The sequence below is a fragment of the Flavobacterium sp. I-STPP5a genome, assembly GCF_009764685.1.
Classification (GTDB): domain Bacteria; phylum Bacteroidota; class Bacteroidia; order Flavobacteriales; family Flavobacteriaceae; genus Flavobacterium.
In genome coordinates this window covers 113,317-137,306 of record NZ_VHLM01000010.1, presented here as the reverse complement: position 1 = coordinate 137,306, position 23,990 = coordinate 113,317, and the positions used below count along the sequence as shown (strand labels likewise).

The following is a 23,990-nucleotide window of genomic DNA, read 5'->3' as shown; positions in this document are numbered from 1 at the left end:
GTTAGTTTTTTTCTAATTCTATTTTCAGTAAATTTTTTAACTCGTTTAAGTCAATTTCATTACTGTTTCCAATTTCTACGAAATATTTTGTTTGCCAATTTTGAGTTTTTTGCGCTTGTTTATTTTCTGTTACGCTCCAATTTGGGTAAACTCTAATTCCACGTTTTCCTTTTCCTTTTGGGCTTGTCAAAATTTTATTTTCGCTCAAAACTGTTTTGTTGAAAATAAAAACTCCAAACCTTTCTGCTTGACGCGTAGCAATGAAGTAAAATTCAAATTCATCGTCAACATTATGCGGTTCTGTTATACCCTTTTCATTTCGTTTCCAGATTGACACAAATTGCCCGGTTTTGGTTGGCGTAATTTTCGCCATTCTGAATTTTACTTTTTGTTTGTTCAATTCAAAATTATGAGCAAAATACTCTTGACTTTCTTTTTCCGTCTCTACGTTTTCAAGTTGTATTCCGCAAACTTTAAATATGGAATTATTTAAAAGTTGTATTTCAGAAAATATGTTACTGGAATTTGTCAATTTTGGTAGTATTAATTTTCTTTTAAGTTTTATTTTTCTTCATTAAAAGGCAATGAAGGATTAAGTTCCCGAGCCACAAGCAATTTGGGTTTCTTCCTGTACAATGTTTTTTATACTCATTTCCAATTGTTTCGTGCCTTTGTTTCAGTTATATGAGCAAGATGGTGGTTGCAATGCCACGCATAAACTCCAATATTCTCGTCTATCCTAAACTCTTTTCCGTGTTCGGGATGAATAAATATTTTTGAATAGTCGCTTTCTGCTAAATTGTTTAATAAAACGGTCCATCTTTCGTGAATACCTTCAATCATTTTTAATGACGGTTCTATTTGCATCTTTTTGCTATCAGACAGTTCTGCCCAACGATCTTCATAATATGGTTTTATTGTTGGTTTATCCTCTGTTAATGCAAGTTTTAAGCGAATTAAACTGTTCATATGACTGTCAGCACAGTGATGAATTACTTGCCTAATTGTCCAACCATCAGGTCTGTAAGGAGTGTCAAGTTGCTCGTCAGTTAAATTTATGACTTCGCTTGATAATCTCTGAGGAAAGGTAGAAATATCAGAAATCCATTTTTTTAAAACGTCTTTCGTTATTAATGTAGGTTTGTCAAACTTACCTGTAGGGTATTTTAATAGCTCAATATTCATAAAGTTAATTTGTGTCTTTATTGTGTCTTTTTTTTTAGTATTAACGCCTACGTTACTGCAGAACAAAAGGTTTGGATTTAATTAAGCATATCGTCCAAATTGCTTGTAGCGTGTTTGAGGCAGAGGATGTTGGTAATCCTACTTACTTTTCTTTGCAGGCTTTAATTATAGTATTCTATTTTGCGCTCTGCAACCAGCGATGGAATTCCTTCCTGAGTACCTTCCATGTAGATATTGCATTTTATCCAGTTGTTATGGCTGTCATACTCGTAACTATAATAGTATTCTTTTACTGGTAATTCTTGTTCTGGGTCATCAAGAAGAAACTCTTCTTTGATCAGATCTCCGTAATCGTTGAAGGTCTTTATAAACCTTTTGGTAGGATTAGATATTTCTCCAGGACCTGTAACATAATATTTCACTGTCGCTACATAATCTTGGGTTGGATGATAAATATAATCTTCCTGAGCAACTATTTTTCCACAACCAAACATTGTGACTTGGTTGATACGCCCTAATGGGTCATAAGCATACTGTAATTGTAAATCCTCACAAAAACCACAATCAGTTCCCATATCAATATATGACCTATCTTTGCCATGTAAACCTGCAATGATTTTCTGGTTTACAACCTGTCCTTTGTCATTATAAGTAAACAATTTACGAGTAAATAAATCCTCTTTTTTATATTTTTTATGCAGCGTTTCTTTGCCTAACCTAGCAACATTATATTCTTTTTCTTCAATGATTCTATCTGACTTATCATATATATAATTGTATACATACTCAACATAATCTTGCCAAATTTTACCCTCTTCTTCAAGTACTTCATTTTCATCAGGAACTTCTATTTGATTTAGTTTTAGTAGTAAATTATGATTGTATACCGGGCGGTGTTGCTTTAATACGGTTTTATACTTACTCTTTTTATCCCAATCCTTGTCATCATATACGTACTTATCTGCCCTGCTATAATCTATTTGTGCGAAGAAATTTTCTCCAGGAATACTGGGTATTTGTGCTTGGAGTCGACCATATTTATCAAATTCTATGTAAGAATTATGACGAACTCCATTAAATAAAATAATATTGGCACCTTCTTCCTTAGACAAGATTTCTTTTAGATTTGTCAATCTCATATTGACTGATTTTACAGAGTCCTGCAAATTGAGTCCACTATAACTACTGCATTTATGCGAAAATAAACAGCTGTATTTTTGTTCTTTTTGAGCATAAATACGTGTATTTAAAAACAGTACTATTGTGAACAACAAAAAATTTAGAAATAATTTCATAAAAAGGATACTTATTTTTTACCTCAACGGTACTGATTTTCAGGATTAGATAATTCTGCAATATTTTGATTGTAAACTTGCGCCAAACTCTTTAATTCACGCAACTCTACTTCATATTCTACAGCCAAAACAAGTTGCTTTAACTTGCAAACGGCATTATTTCTTTCAGCTAATATACAAACAAATAGTACAAAATGAGCTACAAGGTTTTTGTTTTTGTATCGTTTATCATATGTTTTGCGTGAAGGATGGAAGCGGCATCCTTTTATGGAGTTTACGGAATAAAAGATACAGCGTACAGCCTGACCCAGAGTTTTTACGCAGGGGCACGCCCAAGATTTTAGGAGAAAACCTCTTTTAAAACATCAAGTGATTTTGGTTTTTTAAAGCCGTCTAAATGGAAACTGTAGTAATCAATCAGTATTTTTAGAAGGATTTGACGTTCTATGACATGAAAGATTTTTTGACTATTATCGAATTTTAAATCAATCAGTTTTTTAAACAAATTACTTTCATGCTCCGTAAGCGAGCTGATGGCGTGAAAGGGTGTGAAAATACCTTCGGTCATTTCAAAAAAAGCCATGTTCATATCCGAAGTATAGGGGTAAAAACCGAGATATTTGGTGGTTTCTAATAATAGTATTAAATGAAAATTAGCTATTTCATCGTGGTTGTCTAACCAGTGTAATGCGGTTTCTAGGAAAGTAAAAAGGGGCTCGTTTTCTTCCTCTTCGTGAATGGAATGGTGCAGCATCTCTGAAATGAACATCACCATGGTGCTCTTATAAATATCGGAGTGTATGGAATGAAAAGCAGAGCTGATTTTTATCTCCTTAAAATTTTCTAAAGTGCCTTTGTTTTTATGAACGGCCTCAATTTCAAGAATTGTCAAAGGCTGAAAATAAGCTTTTTTTTGACTTGCTTTCCGACTCGAAAAAGCATCCCGAACAAAATATGATTTTAAACCATGCGATAAGGTAAAACATTTTACGATCAAGCTTTTCTCCTGAAATTTTAATGATGAAAGAACAATAGCTTTGGTTTTGACTTGCACAATTTTAATTTAAAGATTGAAAAATATAAAGATTGAAAAATTCAACTCTCTAAATTATCTAATTATCATTACTTTTTTAATGGTAGTTTCAACACCATCTTGTGCCGAAATAAAAATCATATAAACTCCAGATGCGACCTTGTATTTCCCAAAAGCAGTTGTGTCCCATTCTACAGTTCCGCCTTCGGAGGTAGTTTCATGTACTACGTTTCCGCCCACATCGGTAATTTTTACATTTGCTTTATCTAATAATCCTGCAATTTTTACAGTTCCTTGAAAATCTGGCCGAACAGGATTAGGATACACATAAACCTTACTTAAATCTTCATTTGCTTTAGTAGAAACTCCTTTGAATGATATCATTCCTTTGCTTGTAGCAATGAACACTTCACCAGTAACTCCATTAATATCAATGTCGTTTATAATATTGCTGGGTAGCGGAGAATTGCTTGTTGTAAAATGGTATTTGGTTTCCTGACCGTTTGCCGACACAAGAAACAATCCGGCATCAGCTGTTCCTATCCACTTATTATTAGCACCATCTACAACAATTGAAGTAATAAATTGATCAAACAACAATTCTTGAGGTAGATTGTCATCAATGATAATAATAGGATTTGCTTTTAAAGGCATGTCTGTAAGGAAATTATTAACGTTATTCAAAACCCTCAACCCTTTTGATGTTCCTATCCAGAGTTGGTTTCTAGTATCTAAAGCAACTGTCCTAACATTTGAAATGGGTAAATTTCCAGTATCTGCACCCACAGTCATTTTTTTAAAAGTGGTTCCGTTTTCATTAAATCCTACTACACCGTCTTCACTTGTAGCCAGCCACTTTGTACCGTTTTTATCTATTACAATGGCACCGTAATTATTCTCTTCGGGCACATCAAGAATTTTATCCATGGCATAGCTTTGCCATTGCCCATTGGTACGCAAAACTTTAAGCCCATTTTTAATTCTACTATTGGTCACCCATAAATTCCCCGACTTGTCAAATGCGGTTGCATTGATTCTAATGTCAATATAATTAGGTCCTCCAAATGTAAGCGACTCTAGTCCGCTGTTGGTTTGATTGAATAAAATACTAGGAACATCATTCTCAATTTTGAGCAGCCCTGAAAAAAAAGAACTCGCATATACTTGATTTTCGTTTATTGGATTCACAATCACTTTACCTATAGTTTGCGCTCCTAATACCGATTCATAAGGAATATTAAGCCAGCCTTTTTTATCATATTTACTTATCCCATAGCTATCCAATGGATATGGATTGTAATCCCCTGCAAATTCCCCGTACACTGCCCACAACACAGATGGCGTGAGGTCTACAGCAAAAATATTATTTCTTAATGGCCCAAAGGGCGTACTATTTTCAAATACGGACGGTGCATTAAGGGTGGTTGTAAATAATCCGTTTTCTTGTGTACCAATATAAACCGTATCGCCAATTACGGTAGCGCAAGTAAAGGTGATGTTGGTCTCAGGAATCTGATTGGCGTTTAGTTCCCGAAGCAAAATCATTTGACTGTTATAAAAATATACTGTGCTTGGGGTACTCACAACCATAATTCCCGCCCCAACTCTCATATCTATAGCTGGCTTTGGCAATTGTGAAAATAGCACAAAAGCATTTGTAACTGCATTATACTTTTGGATTGCTCCTGTAGCACTGACAGCATACAATTCTTGATTAAGCGTTGTGATTCCTATCCAAGAGGCTGATGTTAGCGTTTCCCACTGTTTGTAATCAATTAGATTAGGGTTTGTGGCTAAGGCTCTTCTTATCCCGCTGGCAGTAGCAGCATAAAAATATCCATTAAAAAGTGCCATTTGATGTACCTTCATTTCCGTTCCGCCGTCGCCAATGAAATACGTATCTCCAAATTGCATGGTTGATAAGTTAAACTGTACAATCCCAAAATCACAAGAGACGTAAAGTATTCCTTGGTGTTCCAAGAAATGATTGATTTTTTTTATAGTAGGAGACAGTTTCTTATTGATAATATCTACTATTCTCAATATACTTCCATCCTGCTCATTAATCACTATAATAAGTCCGTTTTCATAACCCACGACAGTCTTTTTGAGCGCTGTGCTATGATATATTGCAGAAATAGTTTCTCCCGAGAGTCCATCAACGGTAGTGGTTGTTTTTATAACATTTGTACCTGTGTTTTTAGAGAACAAAGCATTTTCTGAAGCTGCAAAAACAGCATTTGGGGCTTGTGAAAGATCTTTAATTTCAGAATACGAAAAATACCCTTGCCAGGATAAGTCACTTTGGGCAAAACCCAAAAACATCCCTGTAAAAAGTAAAATAAGCGAAAAAAACTTTTTCATCCTTTGTAGCACTATTGATTTACAAATATAAACAAACGAAAGTTAAGGCTATTTGTTACATAAAAAAACCTTCTACCGCATACACGATAGAAGGTTTATTATAATTTAAGCAGTGTATTATACCACTCCTTGTGCTAGCATTGCATCAGCAACTTTAACAAATCCAGCTATGTTTGCTCCTTTTACGTAGTTTACATATCCTTCTTCATCTGTACCATACTGCTTACATTGATTATGAATTCCAACCATGATTTCTTTAAGTCTTGAATCAACTTCTTCACTAGTCCAGTTTAAACGGATAGAGTTTTGTGTCATTTCAAGTCCTGAAGCAGCTACTCCTCCAGCATTTGCAGCTTTTCCAGGTGCAAAAAGTACTTTAGCTTTCAAGAATTCTTTTATTGCTTCAAGAGTACATGGCATGTTTGCAGCTTCTGTTACACACATTACTCCGTTTGCAATTAATTTTTTTGCATCTTCTTCGTTCAACTCATTTTGAGTAGCACATGGGATTGCAACATCTACTTTCACTTCCCAAACGCTTTTTCCTTTGTGGAATTCAGCATTTGGATATTTTTCCAAATACGCTTCAGCTCTGTTATCACCTCTTGCTCTCATTTCAAGCATGAAGTCAATTTTATCTCCTGAAATTCCTTCTTCATCATAAATATATCCATCGGGACCAGAAATAGTAACTACTTTTCCACCTAGATCATTTACTTTTAAGGCAACACCCCAAGCTACATTTCCAAAACCAGAAATAGATACTCTTTTTCCTTTGATGTTTTGTCCGATAGTGTTTAACATTTGCTCCGCAAAATATACCACACCGTAACCAGTAGCTTCTGGTCTAATTAAAGAACCTCCGTATGCTAATCCTTTACCAGTTAAAACACCAGTAAACTCATTTCTGATTCTTTTATATTGACCAAATAAATAACCTATTTCTCTGGCTCCTACACCAATATCACCAGCTGGAACGTCTAATTGTGGCCCAATGTGTCTGCACAATTCTGTCATAAACGATTGGCAAAAACGCATTACTTCAGCATCTGATTTACCTTGTGGATCAAAATCAGAACCTCCTTTTCCACCACCCATAGGTAATGTAGTCAAACTGTTTTTAAAAACTTGTTCGAATGCTAAAAACTTAAGCACTGATAAATTTACAGTATGGTGAAAACGAATTCCTCCTTTGTATGGCCCTATTGCAGAGTTCATTTGAATTCTAAAACCTCTGTTTACTTGAATTTCGCCTTTATCATCAACCCAAGGAACTCTAAAAATGATAGAACGCTCAGGCTCGGTAATTCTAAGTAACAAGTTTTTACCGTCGTATTTTTTTTGTTCTGCAATAAATGGAATGACTGTTTCAGCAAATTCCCTAACAGCTTGAATAAATTCAGGTTCATTTGGATTCTTGGCCTCAACTTGAGCCATAAAATCATTTATTTTTAGTAACATAATATATAAGTAATTAATTAAGAAAACGATTTCGTTATAATATACAAAGATACATTTTATAAAAATATGCAGTCTCAGTTTTTTTATTTTATGCTTAGATTTATCTATTTATTAAGCAATTTCAAACAATTACGTTTAAGATGGATGGAAATAATACTATTGATTACCACTTTCGTAAGTAAATAAGAAATTAAGTGTTTATTTTTAATTTGCTTTTCCTTTCTAAAATGAGTGGGGTTTTTATATATTTGTATAATTTTGCAAACACTACACACTAATGATCAGACAAATAATACTTTTTTTGGGAGTCATTTTTGGATTTTCTAATTATTCAAATGCTCAATTCGACGGTTTTTCGCACGAAGTTGGAATAATTGCGGGACCAGTTGCTTTCCAGTCTGATTATGGAGAACGATCCGATTTGTCTACCAATGCAGGAAACAGCGGATTTGGCATTGGCTTAGTTCATTACTTGAACTTCACCTACGACAAATATTATAATTACACTTCTAGAACTTATTTTAACCAACACTTTAAATTAAGAACTGAATTATCATTTAATAAAACCAATTTACAACATTTTGGCGAATATGTTGAACCAAGTGACAATTCAGTTGGAGCGCAACAACTACGTGCTATGACAGGCAATACCGCAGTAACAAATATCGGTACGCAACTTGAATTTTATCCTTGGAACATCAGAGATTTTACTGCTGTAACGGGAGGTTTTGCTCCATTTATAACTTTAGGTGCTCAATTTAGTTTCTACAATACTAAGGCTAAATCGTCACTAGGTCCCCTCGGAACTCCCTCCATTACTTTTCCGAAATATTTAACCCCATCTGAAGGGCGTCCTTTCGGGTTTTCATCGGAACAAGGTACCGTTTGGTCTGTGGTTTCAAGCGTTGGATCTCGATATAAACTAACCGATTCTGGTGATTTGATGGTCGATTTACGAGTTCAATATTATTTCTCCAATTGGGTTGATGGACTTAATCCTAACCCAAAAATTTATAAAGAAAATAAAGCTAATGATTGGCTAGTTTGGTTTAATGTAGGATACATTCATTATTTAGATTAATTAGCAAAACCAATATGCTTATAAAAATAAACCCCAAAACATTTTTTTCTGTTTTGGGGTTTGTTTTATTAGGCCAATGCTTGTTTTAAATCTTCGATTAAATCATCTGCATCCTCGATACCTACGCTCAAACGAACCAAATCATCTGTAATTCCAATTTCCTTACGTTTATCTTCAGGGATAGATGCGTGTGTCATCAACGCTGGATGATTGGCTAAAGACTCTACACCACCAAGAGATTCGGCCAAAGTAAATACCTTAACTTTTTCTAAAAAGTCAATGGCATCTTCTTTTTTACCTGATACAAATGTAAAAGACACCATTCCACCAAAACCACTCATTTGTTTTTTGGCAATTTCATGATATGGATGACTCGGTAATCCAGGATAATATACTGTTTTTACTTTTGGATGATTGTTTAAAAACTCCACCACCTTAGCTCCATTTTCACAATGTCTTTGTACGCGCAAGTGTAACGTTTTTATTCCTCTAAGTACTAAAAAACTATCCATGGGTCCAAGTGTAGCTCCGGTAGCAAATTGTTGAAAATGCAATTGTGCTCCCAGTGCTTCATCTTTTACAATCAAAGCTCCCGCAATAACATCAGAGTGTCCACCTAAATATTTGGTAGCAGAATGCATTACAATATCAGCTCCTAGGTCTAGTGGTTTTTGCAAATATGGTGTTGCAAAAGTGTTATCAACAGCAAAAAGAATGTTGTTTTCCTTGGTGATTTTTGCAATTTCTTGAATATCGGCTAGTTTCATTAAAGGGTTTGTAGGCGTTTCTACCCAAACCATCTTTGTGTTTTCATTGATTAACGACTTGAATTTTTCCAAGTCATTCATGTCAACAAAATGGAATTTTATTCCTGAATCTTTATAAATACGCGTAAACATTCGGTACGTTCCTCCATATAAATCATCCATAGCAATGATTTCGTCTCCTGCTTTGAAAGATCGCAACACACAATCAGTAGCCGCTAATCCTGATGAAAAAGCCAATCCACGAGTTCCGTTCTCAATACTTGCCAAAGCGTTTTCAAGAGCGCTTCTGGTAGGATTTGCAGCCCTACTGTATTCATAATCTGGATTTAATGGCTGCCCTGGGCTGGTTTGTACAAATGTTGATGTTTGATATACTGGCGGCATAACTGCTCCTGTACTTGGATCATGGTGTTGCCCACCGTGAATTACCTTTGTATTGAATTTCATATCGTTTGATTTTATTACCTAAATGTTTCACAAATTTACCCTTTAATTTATTTTAACCAAGCTACAAGTTGATACCTTTGTATATAATTAACAAATTACAAATGAAACCTTATTTCGTTTTTGGAGTACTATTCCTTTTTTTAACTAGTTGTACAAAGGAACTTCACTTTACTTCTGTTTCTTTCGAAAAAAAATCGAAGATTGCTTGCCAAGAAAACTGTCCACAAATCAGTATCAAAATTCCAGTTGCACAAGACAATTCTGTGGAAGCCGATAGTATTAACAAAAAAGTATTTTCGGTATTGAAAGAGATTGTTTACTTTGGTGAAAAGCCATATGCAGCAACAAATTATAAAGATTTAACCACTGCATTTATTGACTCCTACGAGAAATTACACAAAGATTTTCCAAGTGAAACTATTGGCTGGGAGGCTACTGTAACGGGGAAAATAAGGTATCAATCAAAAGGGATTTTGAATCTAGAAATCAATCATTACACCTATACGGGAGGCGCTCATGGCTATCAAGGTTTGCGCTCTTTATTGTTTGACCCATCAACAGGTAAGACTATTACAAACGAAGCTATTTTTAAGGATAAGGCTGCTTTTATGGCTTTCGCCGAAAAGAAATTTAGAGCCAAATACAAAATCCCTAGTACAGCATCGATAAACGCTACAGGACTTATGTTTGAAGAGGATAAATTTCATCTTCCTCAAAATATTTTTTACACAGATAAAGGATTACTACTTTATTACAACTCCTACGAAGCAGCATCCTATGCCGATGGGCCAAAAGAATTATTGTTGGGGTACGCAACAATAGAAGCCTATTTGAAATTAAAGTAGAAAAAGATCAGACTGCTTTAGAAAACCTCTTTATCAACAAAGCAGTATACCCTAGCCCCGACAGCAGTGAAAATCCTCTGGCCCAAAACCCTATTTTTTCTTGGTAGAAAAGAGCGACCACAGGAAGCTCCTTTTATGCCTTAGAAAAAAAGGGTTTTGGGCCAGAGATGAAACGAATGGCGGGATATGGCTCCTAAATAAACTTTCGAATGATGAGCATATTGCCTATATGTAAGCCTTCATGGAAATTACTGAAAGCCATGGCATCTTCGGCATTTTGCAGGATATGATCACCGGTAGAGGTGGTGTACTCCATGTAAGTAACAAACTTTTTCTGCTCATAATCCAGTTGAGTTTGCGCTATAGTTGCAAACAATAAGGCCTTCATGTCGTCTACTTCGGCTTGTGTAACATCCCCCTCTGGGCGGGTTCCTTTTTTATACTTCTCCACCAATTCCTCTGAAACTAACATAGGTAAACCCGAAAGTTTATACACTAGCATTTGCTGGGAGACAATAATGTGCCCAATGTTCCAGATTAAATTATTGCTGCATCCCTGTGGTATGGCATTCAATTGATCCAGCGAATAGCCGTCTAAGAATTTCGAAATCATTTTTCTACTGGTGGTAGCTACATCAAATAATTGCTTCATGATTTTTATTTTTTCTATAAAAATAATCATTTTTTGACTTATACAAACTTTCTAATACTCATAATGATGCCCATGTGAATTGCCTCATGATAGTTATTAAAAGATAATGCATCTTCAATGTTTTTAATAGTCAGACCTATTGAGGTGGTATACTCCTGATAATCTTTAAATAATCTATTATTAAAATCAGCTTCGGTTTGATTTATAGTTTCAAAAAGTAATGACCTAATTTCTTCAACATCAGCTTGTGTAACATCTTGAAGTGGCTTGGTTCCACCTTTGTATTTTTCGAATAACTCATCAGAAATAATCATAGGCACTCCCGAAAATTTATAAACTAACCTTTGTTGTGTAACCACAATGTGGGCGATATTCCAAATTAAATTGTTATTAAATCCCGGAGCCATTTTATTTAGTTGTTCCAAAGTATAATTTTCCAGAAATTGTGACAACACTTTTCTACTTGCTTTGGCAATATCAAATGTTTGATGCATTTTTTTATTTTTTCTATAAAAATAATCATTTTCCGTGTCAAATGAATTTTCTTTGCACAAAGAAATTATGCTACCCATGGACAAAATATACTATCTCGCCTCCTGCGACACGTGCAGAAAAATTATAAAATCATTACCTAAAGAACATGATTTTAAATTTCACGATATCAAACAAGACCCCATTACGCTAGAAGAATTAGAACAAATGCGCGAACTTGCAGGCAGTTACGAAGCACTTTTTAGTAAAAAAGCACAGCTTTACAAATCAATGGATTTGAAAAACAAATCCTTAACCGAAGACGATTACAAGAAATACATTTTGGAACATTATACGTTTTTGAGTCGTCCGGTATTTATTATCAAAGACAAAATCTATATTGGCAACAGCCAGCAAAACATGCATCAAGTAAATCTTGCTCTTGCCCATGTCTAAACGAAATCTTGCGCTCATTGGCGCTACACTGGTCTCCATTATTTATGGTGTAACTTTTACCATTGCTAAGGATGTTATGCCTTTATATATTGATGCGTATGGGTTTATTTTGCTGCGTGTAGGAGGTTCGGTGATTTTGTTTTGGCTGGTTTGGCTTTTTATGCCAAAGGAAAAAATTGAGATTGGTGATTTTCCTCGAATTATAGCGGCTGCTTTTTTTGGCGTGGCCTTTAATATGCTTACTTTCTTTAAAGGATTAAGCTTGACATCGCCCATTAGTGCAGCGGTAATTATGGTGTCTACTCCTATGATTGTATTGACACTTTCGGCCATTATCATGAAAGAACGCATGCAGAAACGAAAAGTTTTTGGAATCATCTTAGGACTCATAGGAACTGCGTTTTTAATTTTATACGGCAAATCTATTGGTACTGCTACCAATGCCGGATTGGGGAATTTCCTGGTTTTGGTCAATGCCATTTCGTATGGATTCTATCTTATTGTAGTCAAGAAATTAATGGATAAATACAATGCCTTCACGTTTGTAAAATGGATTTATTTGTTTGGTTTTTTAATGGTTTTGCCTTTTGGCTGGAGCCAATTTCAAGCTGTTGATTGGATAGCAGTACCCGCGGCTATTGGATGGAAAATAGGATTTGTGGTGATTTTTTCGACTTTCTTCACGTATTTGTTGAATTTGCTTTCGATGAAAGAATTAAAACCAACAACCGTGGCCGTTTTTATTTATTTACAACCTTTATTTGCAACCATTTTTGCTATCAGTTTAGGTAAGGATGAGTTGAGTTTGGTAAAAATTGGTTCGGCAGTTTTGATTTTTATTGGCGTTTATTTGGTGACGATGAAAAAAAATTAGTTTACAGTGAGCAGTGGTAGTTCGCAGTTATGAAAAGTAGTCTACAATAATGAGATTTGGTTACGAATTTGATTGCTGAAAACTGAAACTGAAAACGATGACTAAATACTGCAAACTACACACTAAAAACTGAGACTGAGACTGAAAAAGTTTTTCCTTATCTTTGAGCTCTTTTTATAAAACGATATGATACAATCAATGACCGGTTTTGGTAAAGCGACTTTGCAACTACCAACCAAAAAAATAACAGTCGAAGTAAAATCCTTGAACAGTAAAGGTTTGGATTTAAATGTTCGCATGCCTTCGCTTTACCGCGAAATGGAATTGGGATTGCGCAACCAAATTGCGCTGAAACTCGAACGCGGAAAAGTAGATTTTTCTGTTTTTATAGAAAGTACTGCTGAACAAACTTCTACCAAAGTCAATGTACCGATTGTAAAAGCATATATGGATCAACTTAAAGAAATTTGTAACGAAGGATACGAAACAGAGTTGATGAAAATGGCTATTAGAATGCCCGACGCCATGAAAATAGAACGTGAAGAAATTGACGAAAACGATTGGATTCAAATTCAAACCGTTATTGAAGAGGCGTTGCAAAACATCTTGAATTTTAGAAAAGATGAAGGTATGTCACTTGAAAAAGAATTTCAATTGCGTATTGGCAACATTCGTCAATACATGACTGAGGCACTAGCGCTTGATCCAGAGCGTGTGCAAGCCATAAAAGATCGCTTGCAAACCGCTATTGCCGAATTGAAAGTAAATGTTGATGAAAATCGATTTGAACAAGAATTGATTTATTACCTAGAAAAACTAGACATCACCGAAGAAAAAGTACGTTTGACGAATCACCTCGATTATTTCTTGGAAACCATCAATGGAATAGAAGCTAACGGTAGAAAATTAGGCTTTATCACTCAAGAAATGGGACGTGAAATCAACACGATGGGTTCCAAATCAAATCATGCGCAAATGCAAAAATTAGTCGTTCAAATGAAAGACGAATTGGAGAAAATTAAGGAACAAGTGTTGAATGTATTATAAAAGTAATTAGTACTTAGTCGTTAGTCCCTCGTGTTCAAAAACGAAGGACTAAGGACCAAGAACTCTGGACTAATCATTATAAAGATGAAAAAAGGAAAATTAATCGTATTCTCGGCACCGTCAGGATCAGGAAAAACGACCATAGTTAGGCATTTATTAAAACAAGAAGACTTGAATTTAGAGTTTTCCATATCAGCAGCTACGCGCGAAGCTCGTGGTGAAGAAGTAAGTGGCAAGGATTACTATTTTATGTCATTGAAAGATTTTAAAACGCATATTAAAAACGAGGACTTCGTAGAATGGGAAGAAGTCTACCGCGATAATTTCTACGGAACTTTAAAAAGCGAAGTAGAACGCATTTGGGCACTCGGTAAAAACGTAATTTTTGATATTGATGTAGCCGGCGGATTGCGTATCAAGCATAAATTTCCAGAGGAAACTCTTGCTGTTTTTGTAAAACCACCAAGCGTGGATGAACTTAAAAGACGATTAAAGGAACGCTCTACCGAAAGTGACGATAAAATCAACATGCGTATTGCTAAAGCATCTGTAGAACTTGCAACAGCGCCACAATTTGACGTAATTATAAAAAACTATGATTTGCCAGTTGCACTTGAGGAAGCGTATCAATTGGTGAAGGATTTTGTTTCTGAGTAGTTCTTAGTCCCAAGTACTTAGTCATTAGTACTTAGTGACTAGTCATTAGTTTTTTTTGTAAATTGTAGTTCGAAAAAAAACAATTATTTAGATCATTTATGAGTGGAGTTAAATCATATAAAGAATTACTTATTTGGCAAAAAGGAATTAAAATTGTGCTTTTGGTTTATAAGCTTACAAAGGACTTTCCAAAAGACGAAATATACGCTCTTACTAGCCAGTTGAAAAGAGCAAGTGTATCAGTTCCTTCAAATATTGCAGAAGGTTTTGGACGTCAAACAGACAAGTCATTCAATCATTTTTTAAATATTGCTAGAGGTTCCTTAAACGAAATAGAAACCCAACTAATCATCGCTAGAGAATTAGGATTTATTACCGATGACAACTTGATTACTGAAATTATGTCTTTAATTGAAGAAGAAAGTAAAATGATTAATGCTTTTGCAAAAAACTTAAAGTAATTTCCACCATATAACCACTTTACCCCCTTTTAAAAACAATAAGGACTATACACTAAGAACTAAAAACTAAAGACTAAGGACTAATTACTTAGGACTAAGGACTAATCACTAGGTACTAAGGACTAAAAACAAAAAAACTAAGGACTAGAAAAATGAAAATCGGACTTTATTTCGGAACCTTTAATCCCATTCATGTTGGGCACCTTATCATTGCCAATCATATGGCGGAGCATTCTGATTTGGATCAAGTTTGGATGGTAGTTACGCCACACAATCCTTTGAAGAAAAAAAGCACACTACTTGATGATTATCACCGTTTTCAAATGGTATATCTAGCTACTGAGGATTTTCCAAAAATCAAACCATCGGATATTGAATTTAAACTACCGCAACCTAATTATACAGTAAATACGCTTGTACATTTAGAGGAAAAATATCATAACTACGAATTCTCTTTAATCATGGGAGAAGACAATTTGAAATCGTTACACAAATGGAAAAACTACGAAGTAATCCTTGAACGTCATGACGTTTATGTGTACCCACGAATCTCAACTGAAGAAGAAAATTTGGAGTTTAAAAACCACCCAAAAATTCACTTAATTGATGCTCCGGTTGTAGAGATTTCAGCAACTTTTATACGTGACAACATCAAAAAAGGCAAAAACATTCAACCTCTGTTGCCTGCAAAAGTTTGGGATTATATTGATCACAATAATTTTTATAAGAAATAAAATCAAAAAACCTTTTTCAACTCTACTTGAATATTCTCAAAAATAGTACTCAAATTATCATTTTTACCTGATAAGACATAAACAGCTGTGCTGGGCATTTGCTTGCTGTTCCACAACATCTGGATTTTATTTTCAGCTAGTAACTTTTTTGCATTGATATCCCAAACTACTCCTATTCCTGTATTTTTCGAAATGATTTCGAGCATTTCATATTCAGACGGAATTATATAATTAGGAACCATCGATGGTCTTTTTTTGTTAAAGACATGCAACCAAAATAATTTTATATGCGGAATTTGAGCATTGTGGCTGTACCATTTTTGATCGTTTAACCAATGTTCAATTGCCGCAAAATCTTTTAGTTTTATACTTGCTTTTAATGGCGTAGCATCAATTTCTGACGAGCCCACAATTACTTGCTTGACCTCACCTACTTTCTTCTGAATGGTATCAAAAGTGTCATATTGTTTGGTAACGACCGCAAAATCAAGTTTTTTTTCGTTCACCAATTCAAACAACGTGTCATTGTCATAAAAACTAAAGTCAATATACTCGAACTTTGATACCAAGGCGCTACCCAAACTAGACATTAAATGTTTCGAAATTCCTATCGAAATTAAACGATCGGCGTTGAATGCTTTGGCTCGAAAACCATTTTCTACATTTTCCAATCGATCTAAAGCCTCAATGATTAAATTATTGAGTAACTTAGCGTATTCCGTAGGTTCTACTCCTTTTGACTTTCTATTGAAAAGCTTGTACCCCACGTGCGCTTCGAGCATGGATATTTGCTGACTAACAGCGGGTTGACTAATAAACAACTCTTTGGCAGCAGTAGAAAAATTCCCGTTTTTATACACTGATTTAAAGGTGCGGTACCATTCTAGATTGACCATGATATAAATATATTTATCACAAACATAATTTAAATTATTTTTACTAATAGCATAATCGACGTAGATTTGTATAAAAAATTTATAACATGAAAAAGATCGCATTATTTGCATTACTAGTATTAACCGTGGGTTGCTTATCAGCAACGGCACAAAAAACAAAAAAAACTAAGATGAAAAAAGTATTATTTGTTGTTACCAGTCATTCCGAACTAGGGAACACAGGAGAAAAAACGGGATTTTGGACAGAAGAATTTGCTGCTCCATATTATGAGTTACTTGACAAAGGTGTTCAAATTGATATTGCTACTCCAAAAGGTGGACAACCTCCAATTGACCCAAAAAGTGAAGACCCATCTGCAGCTACAGAGGACACAAAACGTTTTGATGCCGATACTGAATTGCTAGCAAAACTAAAAAACACGCACAAATTAAGCGATGTGAAAGAGTCTGATTACGATGCTGTTTTTTATCCGGGTGGCCACGGTCCATTATGGGATTTAGCTACTGATGCTAATTCTAGCGCTTTGATTGAGTCTTTTTATACGAATAACAAACCAGTAGCTTTTGTTTGTCACTCACCAGCAGTGTTAAAAAACGTAAAAGTAAATGGAGAGTTTTTAGTGAAAGGTAAAAAAGTAACTGGTTTTTCAAACACCGAGGAAGAAGCGGTTGGATTGACTAAAGTTGTTCCTTTTTTATTAGAAGATGCGTTGCAAGCCAACGGAGCTATTTACTCTAAAGTAGCAGATTGGAATCCGTATGCAGTAGAAGATGGTTTGTTAATTACAGGTCAAAATCCAGCATCGTCTAAATTAGTTGCTGAGAAATTATTGGCTCAATTGAATTCAAAAAAATAAGAGAAAGCCGCTAAGATACTACGATTCTGAGTCAGCAAAGCTTAAATGTGCTTTAAAAAACTCAGAATCTTAGTACCTTGGTAACTCTTTAAAATTAAAATATCATGTTAAACTTCGAATTATACAATCCTACCAATTTAGTTTTTGGAAAAGGACAAATAGAAAAACTATCCACGCTGGTGCCACAAGGAGCAAAAATCCTTTTGGCGTATGGCGGTGGAAGTATTTTCAAAAATGGTATTCACGAGCAGGTAATCAACAATCTTAAAGATTTTGAAATTGTTGAATTTGGTGGAATCGAACCTAATCCGCATTTTGAAACTTTGATGAAAGCTGTTGACGTTATTAAAGAACAAAACATTGATTTTATCCTTGCCGTTGGTGGAGGATCTGTTATTGATGGGGTAAAGTTTATTTCGGCAGCCGTTCATTTTGAAGGAAATCCGATGGAAATTCTACAAAAAAGATTGTTGATTAAGGATTTATCTAAAGTAATACCTTTTGGAACAGTTCTTACTTTGCCAGCAACAGGAAGCGAGATGAACTCAGGTTCAGTAGTAACTATCAAAGCTACTCAGGAGAAATTGGCGTTTGGAGGTTCGGCTTTATTCCCAAAATTTTCTATTTGTGATCCAACAGTCATTCAATCGTTACCAGAAAGACAATTGCAAAACGGTGTCGTAGATGCTTATACTCACGTTTTGGAACAATATTTAACTTATCCGCACGAAGGATTTTTACAAGATCGTATTGCCGAAAGTATTTTGCAGACCTTAATTCAAGTAGGTCCTGAAGTTGTTGAAAACCCATCAGATTACGCCTTGGCTTCTAACTTTATGTGGAGTTGTACCATGGCCTTGAACGGATTAATTCAAAAAGGAGTTCCATCTGATTGGGCTACGCACATGATTGGTCACGAGCTAACGGCTTTGTACGGAATTGATCATGCTAGAACGTTAGCAGTAGTTGGTCCAAATTTATACCGCGTCATGTTTGAAACCAAAAAAGGGAAATTAGCACAATATGGAAAACGTATTTTCAATTTAACGGGATCTGAGGATGAAATTGCAAACGAAGCGATCAACAAAACAGTAGCCTTTTTTCACACTATGGGAATGGACACTAAACTGTCAGACTATACTAAAGAATACGATAAAACTGCCGATTTCATAGTAGACCGCTTTAAAGAAAGAGGCTGGTTAGGATTAGGCGAAAAGCAAAACATCACTTTAGAAAAAGTAAAAGCCATTGTTGAAATGAGTTATTAAACTTCAAACACACTTTTATACCATAAAAAAGGCGTTCTCATTTAATGGGAACGCCTTTAACATTTAAAAATTTAACTAATTCAATCAACATAAGTAATTATTAAAACACTGCCTACTAATCATCTATAACGACATAACAATAAAAATAGTATGCCGAAATTGAGAAAAAATGTAATTATATTTAACTTCTTTATGATAAGTTTTTAAAAACCTAAGCATACACCATACCACTGACTATAATTAAATTTGCTTCATTAACCCTTTTTTAAGTACTTTTGATTAAATTAAGAAAAAAATGACCGATAATAAAAAATTTGCAGTAATTGGTGGTGGGAGTTGGGCTACAGCAATAGCCAAGATGCTTTGTGTAAATCTTGACGAAATAGCTTGGTACATGCGTAATGAAGCTGCAATAGAACATCTTAAAACCTATAAGCACAATCCTAACTATTTGAGTTCGGTTGAGTTTGACGTTAAAAAATTAAAACTTACCAGCGATATTAACGAGGCAATAGCCTATGCTGATTATATTATTTTTGCTATTCCATCTGCCTTTCTTGGTGCAGAATTAGAAAAACTTACTGTTTCATTAGAAGATAAAATTATTTTTTCAGCCATAAAAGGAATTGTTCCAGAAACAAGCCTCATAGTAGGCGAACATTTTCATGTAAAATATGACATTCCGTATTACAACATTGGTGTCATAACAGGTCCTTGTCATGCCGAAGAGGTGGCTATGGAACGTCTATCCTACCTTACCATTGCTTGCGGCGACCCTGATAAAGCCAAAACGGTGGCTAAAAATTTGTCTGGAAACTACATTAAAACTAAAATCACAGATGACATTATAGGTACTGAATATGCTGCTATGCTCAAAAATATTTATGCTATTGCAGCAGGAATAGCTCACGGTTTGGGGTACGGCGATAATTTTCAGTCTGTATTGATGAGTAATGGTATTCGCGAGATGAAAAAATTCATCAAAAAAGTACATCGCATGAAACGCAACATCAACGACTCCGCTTATTTAGGGGATTTATTGGTGACCGGATACTCTGTTTTTTCTAGAAATAGAATGTTTGGAAATATGATAGGTAAAGGATATACCGTAAAATCAGCCATGATGGAAATGAGTATGGTTTCTGAAGGGTATTATGCAGCAAAGAGTGCCTACAAACTCAATCAAGCTTATGGCGCCAAAACACCAATAATAGATGCTGTACATAGCATTTTATATGAAGGTCAAGATGCGAAGGCAGTATTTAAAAAACTAACCGACAAACTCGACTAATATAACACCCGAATTCAAAATTAAAAAAACACCTTATGAGCGAACGATGGAAATATCAAATTAAGATGGGTGGTATTTGGGGTGTATTTATGACTGTTTTCAATGTATTGTTTGACATCAAAGAAACTCCATTCGCAGCGCAAGTTGCCGCTCCTGCTTTTTATTTTAAAGCCTTGGCTTATATTTTAGTAGGCATATTTGTTTTGGGTTATTTTACTTGGAAATCCAAACAAAAGCAAAACCTATAAATTTTTAATTTTGAGCGAAAGATGGAAATACCAACTTAAAACGGGATTGATTTTAGGAGTTGTATTCCAACGATTTTTGCCACAGCTAAAACATTCAAAATATTATTAAAAGATTTTTTACACAAAAAAAGCAGTCAAGAGACTGCTTTTTTTGTATTCCTATATTTTATTTTGTCTTGGACACTTTTTGCAACAAAGTAAATTACCTAACAATAACACCGTCAACAAATAAAATAGGCACTTCTTCTACTTCCGTTTCATTGATGGAGTTTGCTTTGAAAATGAATTTTTTATCGTACAATTTCCCATCCATGAAAAACGTAAGCATGAATTCATTATTAAGCGCTAAAACACTTTTTTCGATCATTTCGACTTTGACAACAGATACCGCTGGCACTTCTATAAAAGCGTGACGCAAAAGCGATGTTTTTTTCATTTCACCATCAATTGTACCAAAGGCTTTGGAAACAACCATCACACTTTCGATCAAGTAATCGCTATCGTTTACTAGATAAGCGTACCATACTTTTTCCATAAAATCGTCGCTCCATTCATGCACTGCTGCAAAAAAAACGTTTTCTACTTCGGGGATGATGATGTCTTTTTTCATAAATTGAGTTTTTAGTCCCTAGCATATAGTCCTTAGACATTTACACCAAGAAACTAGGTACTATTAAATTATATACTTGCTTTAAATTGCTCTAAGAAACGAACGTCATTTTCATAAAACATACGGATGTCGCCTATTTGATACAACAACATCGCAATCCGTTCGATTCCCATTCCGAAAGCAAAACCTGTGTGCTCTTCTGGATTGATGTTGCAGTTTTTTAATACATTAGGATCTACCATACCACAACCACCTATCTCTAACCAGCCGGTTCCTTTGGTAATTCTATAATCTGTTTCGGTTTTTAAACCCCAGTAAATATCAATTTCGGCACTTGGCTCTGTAAATGGAAAATAAGAAGGACGCAAACGGATCTTAGATTTCCCAAACATCTCTTTGGTGAAATACAACAAGGTTTGTTTTAAGTCGGCAAAAGAAACATCTTTGTCAATGTACAACCCTTCCACTTGATGAAAAATACAGTGGGAACGAGAGGAAACAGCCTCATTACGAAAAACGCGCCCTGGCGAAATAGTACGAATAGGCGGCTTGTTGTTCTCCATGTAGCGCACTTGCACAGATGAAGTGTGTGTTCGCAACAAAATATCAGGATTAGTTTGAATGAAAAATGTGTCTTGCATGTCACGTGCCGGATGGTATTCTGGCAAGTTCAATGCAGTAAAATTATGCCAATCGTCTTCAATTTCTGGACCTTCAGAAACGTTAAAACCAATGGTGGAAAAAATGTCTATGATTTGGTTTTTAACCAATGAAATAGGGTGACGAGAACCGATGATAACTGGTTCAGCAGAGCGAGTCAAATCACCATAAAACCCTTTACTTTCTTCTTTACTTTCTAAAGCTTCTTGTATGGATTTTACTTTTTCTTCGGCAGTGGTTTTCAGCAAATTCATAATTTGTCCAAACTCCTTTTTTTGATCGTTTGGTACATTTTTGAACTCAGCAAACAAATCTTTCAAAAGACCTTTGCTTCCTAAAAATTTAATTCGAAACGCTTCTAATTCAGTTGCATTTTGAGTTGAAAAAGCTTGAGCTTCGCCGATATATTCTTTTATCTTGTCTATCATTTTCCTTCCGTAATTGAGAGTGCAAATTTATGAAAAAGTTTTCAGTTTTCAGTCGCAGTTTCTAGTAGATTCATTCTGAAAACTGTGTCTGTGAGTGTCAACTACGAAATTACTTCACGTTCTAAGAAATAATTCACAATGGCTTCTTTCATCAAAACCGATTGTTCTCCTGCCTTTAACGCTGGCAATTGCTCTTTAACTTTGTAATGAGGCCAACCGTCTTTGTCAAAAAACTCGAATTCATAGTAACCATACGGCTCTAACAAACGGCAAATGGCAATATGCATCAAATTGAGTTTTTCGTCTTTTTTAAATTCTTGGTGTACTTTGCCTAATTCTTGCACGCCAATTAAATAAATAATAGCATCTAGATCTAAATCCTCGCCTTGCGAAAATTGATCAGAAAGTAGTTGAACCAGCTGTTCCCAGCGTTCTTTTAGTTGTATATCTCTGGACATTGTTTAAAATTTGAATGATGGATTATGAATTATTGATGTACAACTCATAAAATTATTTGCACAAAGATAAGAACTTGAAAATTGGCAATTGATAGTCAACAATTCTTTTATTTTTGTTCTTTATTTAAATCACTATATTTTTGTTTTTATGAGTTTTCTAGATATTATATTAGGTGCATTACTAGCTTTTGCTGGGTTTAAAGGTTTAAAAAATGGTCTTTTTGTTGAACTAGCTTCCTTAGTTTCGTTAGTATTAGGAATCTATTTGGCAATTAAATTTTCATTTTTCACAAAAGAAATCATTTCGGGATTTGTAAACTGGAATCCCAATACCATCCAAGTAATAGCGTTTATGATTACGTTTTTAATCGTTGTTGTAGCAGTAACATTTTTAGGTAAATTCCTCACTGGGATAGCGAGTTTTGCTTTCTTGGGATGGGCCAATTCTATAGGTGGTGGTTTTTTTAGAATATTAAAAACCGTTTTAATCTTAGGAATTGTATTTTCAATTTTTGAAAAAATAAATTACAATCATATTTTGATCAAGAAAGAAACACTTGATAAATCCATATTTTACAATCCTGTTCAAAAAACTGCTGCTTACCTCTACCCTTCCTTACAAGAGTGGTATAGCAGTTTGAAGAAAAAAAGTAAAGAATAATCTACTTCACTTCCTTAATCGCACTACTTTCAATCCAGCCAGAAGTTCCATCTGTGAGTTGGATTTTTTTCCATTTCCCAATAGTTTCAAAAACGTAGACTTTGGCTCCTTCATGTATTGCTAACAATGGCTTTCCACCTTCTCTCGGTTCTTTTTTCACATCTGTTTTTTCGGCAAAAACGATCGCCGGTCGTTCAGAATAATAATACTTTTTCTCAAAAAATGCAGCCGAAAGTACAACCAGAAGCAATACAAAAGCTACACTCATTCCGGTAAAGAAAACTCTTTTTAAAAGTGGTTTTCGAGAAAAATAATATACCAAAAAGAACGTGAAAAATAAAAATGAAAAACCTAATACAATCTTTCCCCAAACGTCATAGTCAAACTGTCCCGTAAAGTCTTGTATGAGTTTTGCAAAGCCTACTTTAGGAATCACCTTAAACTCATCAATGGTTCTTTTTTGGGCGAATTTTAAGTTCCCTGCCGCCTCAACGTTTTCTGGATTTATTACAAGGGCTTTCTCATAATTGTAAATAGCAGGCGCTACTTGATTAAGCTTATAGTAGGCATTACCCAAATTAAAATACAACTCTGATGAGTGTTGGTTGTTTTTTAAAACACTTTCATAAGCCGCTGCAGCCTCAGTATACTTTCCTTTTGCATATAAAGCGTTGCCGTTCTCAAAACCTCTTTGGGCAAAGAAAAATTGGGTTGAAAATAAAAGTAGATATAATATGTTTCTCATTATAATATTTATTTGCCACAGAGGCACAAAGTCTTTTT

Annotated in this window: 27 protein-coding genes; 13 read left to right on the top strand and 14 right to left on the bottom strand. The window is 34.8% G+C overall.

The window, feature by feature from the left end:
• Window position 1: 1 nt before the first annotated feature.
• From FJV36_RS02080 to gdhA, 6 genes are all read right to left on the bottom strand, one after another.
• On the bottom strand, window positions 2-532 hold the full coding sequence (locus FJV36_RS02080) for a MepB family protein (protein WP_158980810.1): 531 nt from the start codon (window positions 530-532) through the stop codon (window positions 2-4).
• Between the two features lie 116 nt (window positions 533-648).
• The gene (locus FJV36_RS02075) at window positions 649-1,185 is read right to left on the bottom strand and encodes a YfiT family bacillithiol transferase (RefSeq protein WP_158980808.1); all 537 of its coding nucleotides are present in this window, start codon (window positions 1,183-1,185) and stop codon (window positions 649-651) included.
• A gap of 161 nt (window positions 1,186-1,346) precedes the next feature.
• Window positions 1,347-2,324 (bottom strand): hypothetical protein, encoded by a 978-nt coding sequence (locus FJV36_RS02070; protein ID WP_158980807.1) that lies wholly within the window; start codon window positions 2,322-2,324, stop codon window positions 1,347-1,349.
• A gap of 496 nt (window positions 2,325-2,820) precedes the next feature.
• On the bottom strand, window positions 2,821-3,534 hold the full coding sequence (gene recO, locus FJV36_RS02065) for a DNA repair protein RecO (protein WP_158980805.1): 714 nt from the start codon (window positions 3,532-3,534) through the stop codon (window positions 2,821-2,823).
• Window positions 3,535-3,588: 54 nt separating this feature from the next.
• A complete protein-coding gene (locus FJV36_RS02060) occupies window positions 3,589-5,877 on the bottom strand; it encodes a T9SS type A sorting domain-containing protein (RefSeq protein WP_158980803.1) in 2,289 nt (762 codons plus the stop codon).
• A 117-nt stretch (window positions 5,878-5,994) separates the two neighbouring features.
• A complete protein-coding gene (gene gdhA / locus FJV36_RS02055) occupies window positions 5,995-7,338 on the bottom strand; it encodes an NADP-specific glutamate dehydrogenase (RefSeq protein ID WP_158730330.1) in 1,344 nt (447 codons plus the stop codon).
• A 277-nt stretch (window positions 7,339-7,615) separates the two neighbouring features.
• On the opposite strand from gdhA, the gene FJV36_RS02050 reads away from it, so the two are divergent.
• Window positions 7,616-8,419: a glutamate dehydrogenase gene (locus tag FJV36_RS02050; RefSeq protein WP_158730331.1), complete on the top strand. Its 804-nt coding sequence runs from the start codon at window positions 7,616-7,618 to the stop codon at window positions 8,417-8,419.
• Between the two features lie 68 nt (window positions 8,420-8,487).
• Here the strand turns inward: FJV36_RS02050 and FJV36_RS02045 are convergent, their stop codons facing one another.
• A complete protein-coding gene (locus FJV36_RS02045) occupies window positions 8,488-9,633 on the bottom strand; it encodes a cystathionine gamma-synthase (RefSeq protein ID WP_144890282.1) in 1,146 nt (381 codons plus the stop codon).
• A 101-nt stretch (window positions 9,634-9,734) separates the two neighbouring features.
• Between FJV36_RS02045 and FJV36_RS02040 the strand changes: the two genes are divergently transcribed.
• Entirely contained in the window at window positions 9,735-10,478 is a 744-nt protein-coding gene (locus FJV36_RS02040) for a DUF3298 and DUF4163 domain-containing protein (RefSeq protein ID WP_158730332.1), read from the top strand.
• A 193-nt stretch (window positions 10,479-10,671) separates the two neighbouring features.
• On the opposite strand, the gene FJV36_RS02035 is transcribed toward FJV36_RS02040, so the two are convergent.
• Window positions 10,672-11,130, bottom strand: a complete 459-nt coding sequence (locus tag FJV36_RS02035) for a DinB family protein (RefSeq protein ID WP_158730333.1) — start codon at window positions 11,128-11,130, stop codon at window positions 10,672-10,674.
• A 38-nt stretch (window positions 11,131-11,168) separates the two neighbouring features.
• Window positions 11,169-11,624 (bottom strand): DinB family protein, encoded by a 456-nt coding sequence (locus FJV36_RS02030; RefSeq protein WP_158730334.1) that lies wholly within the window; start codon window positions 11,622-11,624, stop codon window positions 11,169-11,171.
• A 76-nt stretch (window positions 11,625-11,700) separates the two neighbouring features.
• Between FJV36_RS02030 and FJV36_RS02025 the strand changes: the two genes are divergently transcribed.
• From FJV36_RS02025 to nadD, 6 genes are all read left to right on the top strand, one after another.
• Window positions 11,701-12,057: an arsenate reductase family protein gene (locus tag FJV36_RS02025; RefSeq protein WP_158730335.1), complete on the top strand. Its 357-nt coding sequence runs from the start codon at window positions 11,701-11,703 to the stop codon at window positions 12,055-12,057.
• Entirely contained in the window at window positions 12,050-12,931 is an 882-nt protein-coding gene (locus FJV36_RS02020; RefSeq protein ID WP_158730336.1) for a DMT family transporter, read from the top strand. The genes FJV36_RS02025 and FJV36_RS02020 overlap by 8 nt, the downstream gene beginning before the upstream one ends.
• Window positions 12,932-13,117: 186 nt before the next feature.
• Window positions 13,118-13,978, top strand: a complete 861-nt coding sequence (locus FJV36_RS02015) for a YicC/YloC family endoribonuclease (RefSeq protein ID WP_158730337.1) — start codon at window positions 13,118-13,120, stop codon at window positions 13,976-13,978.
• A gap of 84 nt (window positions 13,979-14,062) precedes the next feature.
• Window positions 14,063-14,635 carry a guanylate kinase gene (gene gmk, locus FJV36_RS02010; RefSeq protein WP_158730338.1) on the top strand — a complete coding sequence of 191 codons (573 nt, stop codon included), beginning with the start codon at window positions 14,063-14,065 and terminating at the stop codon, window positions 14,633-14,635.
• A 98-nt stretch (window positions 14,636-14,733) separates the two neighbouring features.
• On the top strand, window positions 14,734-15,096 hold the full coding sequence (locus FJV36_RS02005) for a four helix bundle protein (RefSeq protein WP_158730339.1): 363 nt from the start codon (window positions 14,734-14,736) through the stop codon (window positions 15,094-15,096).
• Between the two features lie 152 nt (window positions 15,097-15,248).
• Window positions 15,249-15,830, top strand: coding sequence for a nicotinate (nicotinamide) nucleotide adenylyltransferase (nadD, locus tag FJV36_RS02000; RefSeq protein WP_158730340.1), 582 nt, complete (start codon window positions 15,249-15,251; stop codon window positions 15,828-15,830).
• A 2-nt stretch (window positions 15,831-15,832) separates the two neighbouring features.
• Here nadD and FJV36_RS01995 read toward each other — a convergent pair whose 3' ends face one another.
• Window positions 15,833-16,726 carry a LysR family transcriptional regulator gene (locus FJV36_RS01995; protein ID WP_158730341.1) on the bottom strand — a complete coding sequence of 298 codons (894 nt, stop codon included), beginning with the start codon at window positions 16,724-16,726 and terminating at the stop codon, window positions 15,833-15,835.
• An 86-nt stretch (window positions 16,727-16,812) separates the two neighbouring features.
• Between FJV36_RS01995 and FJV36_RS01990 the strand changes: the two genes are divergently transcribed.
• From FJV36_RS01990 to FJV36_RS01975, 4 genes are all read left to right on the top strand, one after another.
• Window positions 16,813-17,583, top strand: coding sequence for a type 1 glutamine amidotransferase domain-containing protein (locus tag FJV36_RS01990; protein ID WP_199250934.1), 771 nt, complete (start codon window positions 16,813-16,815; stop codon window positions 17,581-17,583).
• Window positions 17,584-17,687: 104 nt separating this feature from the next.
• The gene (locus FJV36_RS01985) at window positions 17,688-18,851 is read left to right on the top strand and encodes an iron-containing alcohol dehydrogenase (RefSeq protein ID WP_158730342.1); all 1,164 of its coding nucleotides are present in this window, start codon (window positions 17,688-17,690) and stop codon (window positions 18,849-18,851) included.
• 295 nt (window positions 18,852-19,146) lie between these two features.
• On the top strand, window positions 19,147-20,142 hold the full coding sequence (locus tag FJV36_RS01980; RefSeq protein ID WP_144890235.1) for an NAD(P)H-dependent glycerol-3-phosphate dehydrogenase: 996 nt from the start codon (window positions 19,147-19,149) through the stop codon (window positions 20,140-20,142).
• A 35-nt stretch (window positions 20,143-20,177) separates the two neighbouring features.
• Window positions 20,178-20,390, top strand: coding sequence for a hypothetical protein (locus tag FJV36_RS01975; RefSeq protein WP_158730343.1), 213 nt, complete (start codon window positions 20,178-20,180; stop codon window positions 20,388-20,390).
• Window positions 20,391-20,592: 202 nt separating this feature from the next.
• On the opposite strand, the gene FJV36_RS01970 is transcribed toward FJV36_RS01975, so the two are convergent.
• The 3 genes from FJV36_RS01970 to FJV36_RS01960 form a co-directional block, all read right to left on the bottom strand.
• Window positions 20,593-21,000 (bottom strand): hypothetical protein, encoded by a 408-nt coding sequence (locus FJV36_RS01970; protein WP_158730344.1) that lies wholly within the window; start codon window positions 20,998-21,000, stop codon window positions 20,593-20,595.
• Between the two features lie 68 nt (window positions 21,001-21,068).
• Complete coding sequence (pheS, locus tag FJV36_RS01965) at window positions 21,069-22,088, bottom strand: phenylalanine--tRNA ligase subunit alpha (protein WP_086453260.1); 1,020 nt, start codon at window positions 22,086-22,088, stop codon at window positions 21,069-21,071.
• A gap of 101 nt (window positions 22,089-22,189) precedes the next feature.
• A complete protein-coding gene (locus FJV36_RS01960) occupies window positions 22,190-22,546 on the bottom strand; it encodes a hypothetical protein (RefSeq protein ID WP_086453259.1) in 357 nt (118 codons plus the stop codon).
• Window positions 22,547-22,694: 148 nt separating this feature from the next.
• On the opposite strand from FJV36_RS01960, the gene FJV36_RS01955 reads away from it, so the two are divergent.
• On the top strand, window positions 22,695-23,207 hold the full coding sequence (locus tag FJV36_RS01955; RefSeq protein ID WP_158730345.1) for a CvpA family protein: 513 nt from the start codon (window positions 22,695-22,697) through the stop codon (window positions 23,205-23,207).
• A 1-nt stretch (window position 23,208) separates the two neighbouring features.
• Here the strand turns inward: FJV36_RS01955 and FJV36_RS01950 are convergent, their stop codons facing one another.
• A complete protein-coding gene (locus FJV36_RS01950; protein ID WP_158730346.1) occupies window positions 23,209-23,952 on the bottom strand; it encodes a tetratricopeptide repeat protein in 744 nt (247 codons plus the stop codon).
• Window positions 23,953-23,990 lie beyond the last annotated feature (38 nt).

Excerpts from the sequence above, each read along its gene's own strand:
- FJV36_RS02045 (WP_144890282.1), bottom strand. The coding sequence starts at position 9,633 with ATGAAATTCAATACAAAGGTAATTCACGGTGGGCAACACCATGATCCA.
- FJV36_RS01950 (WP_158730346.1), bottom strand. The coding sequence starts at position 23,952 with ATGAGAAACATATTATATCTACTTTTATTTTCAACCCAATTTTTCTTT.
- FJV36_RS02005 (WP_158730339.1), top strand. The coding sequence starts at position 14,734 with ATGAGTGGAGTTAAATCATATAAAGAATTACTTATTTGGCAAAAAGGA.
- FJV36_RS01955 (WP_158730345.1), top strand. The coding sequence starts at position 22,695 with ATGAGTTTTCTAGATATTATATTAGGTGCATTACTAGCTTTTGCTGGG.
- FJV36_RS02060 (WP_158980803.1), bottom strand. The coding sequence starts at position 5,877 with ATGAAAAAGTTTTTTTCGCTTATTTTACTTTTTACAGGGATGTTTTTG.
- FJV36_RS01975 (WP_158730343.1), top strand. The coding sequence starts at position 20,178 with ATGAGCGAACGATGGAAATATCAAATTAAGATGGGTGGTATTTGGGGT.
- FJV36_RS02020 (WP_158730336.1), top strand. The coding sequence starts at position 12,050 with ATGTCTAAACGAAATCTTGCGCTCATTGGCGCTACACTGGTCTCCATT.
- FJV36_RS01970 (WP_158730344.1), bottom strand. The coding sequence starts at position 21,000 with ATGAAAAAAGACATCATCATCCCCGAAGTAGAAAACGTTTTTTTTGCA.
- FJV36_RS01960 (WP_086453259.1), bottom strand. The coding sequence starts at position 22,546 with ATGTCCAGAGATATACAACTAAAAGAACGCTGGGAACAGCTGGTTCAA.
- FJV36_RS02030 (WP_158730334.1), bottom strand. The coding sequence starts at position 11,624 with ATGCATCAAACATTTGATATTGCCAAAGCAAGTAGAAAAGTGTTGTCA.
- FJV36_RS01990 (WP_199250934.1), top strand. The coding sequence starts at position 16,813 with ATGAAAAAGATCGCATTATTTGCATTACTAGTATTAACCGTGGGTTGC.
- FJV36_RS02015 (WP_158730337.1), top strand. The coding sequence starts at position 13,118 with ATGATACAATCAATGACCGGTTTTGGTAAAGCGACTTTGCAACTACCA.
- FJV36_RS01985 (WP_158730342.1), top strand. The coding sequence starts at position 17,688 with ATGTTAAACTTCGAATTATACAATCCTACCAATTTAGTTTTTGGAAAA.
- FJV36_RS02070 (WP_158980807.1), bottom strand. The coding sequence starts at position 2,324 with ATGAGATTGACAAATCTAAAAGAAATCTTGTCTAAGGAAGAAGGTGCC.
- FJV36_RS02035 (WP_158730333.1), bottom strand. The coding sequence starts at position 11,130 with ATGAAGCAATTATTTGATGTAGCTACCACCAGTAGAAAAATGATTTCG.
- FJV36_RS01995 (WP_158730341.1), bottom strand. The coding sequence starts at position 16,726 with ATGGTCAATCTAGAATGGTACCGCACCTTTAAATCAGTGTATAAAAAC.
- FJV36_RS01980 (WP_144890235.1), top strand. The coding sequence starts at position 19,147 with ATGACCGATAATAAAAAATTTGCAGTAATTGGTGGTGGGAGTTGGGCT.
- gdhA (WP_158730330.1), bottom strand. The coding sequence starts at position 7,338 with ATGTTACTAAAAATAAATGATTTTATGGCTCAAGTTGAGGCCAAGAAT.
- FJV36_RS02050 (WP_158730331.1), top strand. The coding sequence starts at position 7,616 with ATGATCAGACAAATAATACTTTTTTTGGGAGTCATTTTTGGATTTTCT.
- gmk (WP_158730338.1), top strand. The coding sequence starts at position 14,063 with ATGAAAAAAGGAAAATTAATCGTATTCTCGGCACCGTCAGGATCAGGA.
- FJV36_RS02075 (WP_158980808.1), bottom strand. The coding sequence starts at position 1,185 with ATGAATATTGAGCTATTAAAATACCCTACAGGTAAGTTTGACAAACCT.
- nadD (WP_158730340.1), top strand. The coding sequence starts at position 15,249 with ATGAAAATCGGACTTTATTTCGGAACCTTTAATCCCATTCATGTTGGG.
- FJV36_RS02040 (WP_158730332.1), top strand. The coding sequence starts at position 9,735 with ATGAAACCTTATTTCGTTTTTGGAGTACTATTCCTTTTTTTAACTAGT.
- FJV36_RS02025 (WP_158730335.1), top strand. The coding sequence starts at position 11,701 with ATGGACAAAATATACTATCTCGCCTCCTGCGACACGTGCAGAAAAATT.
- pheS (WP_086453260.1), bottom strand. The coding sequence starts at position 22,088 with ATGATAGACAAGATAAAAGAATATATCGGCGAAGCTCAAGCTTTTTCA.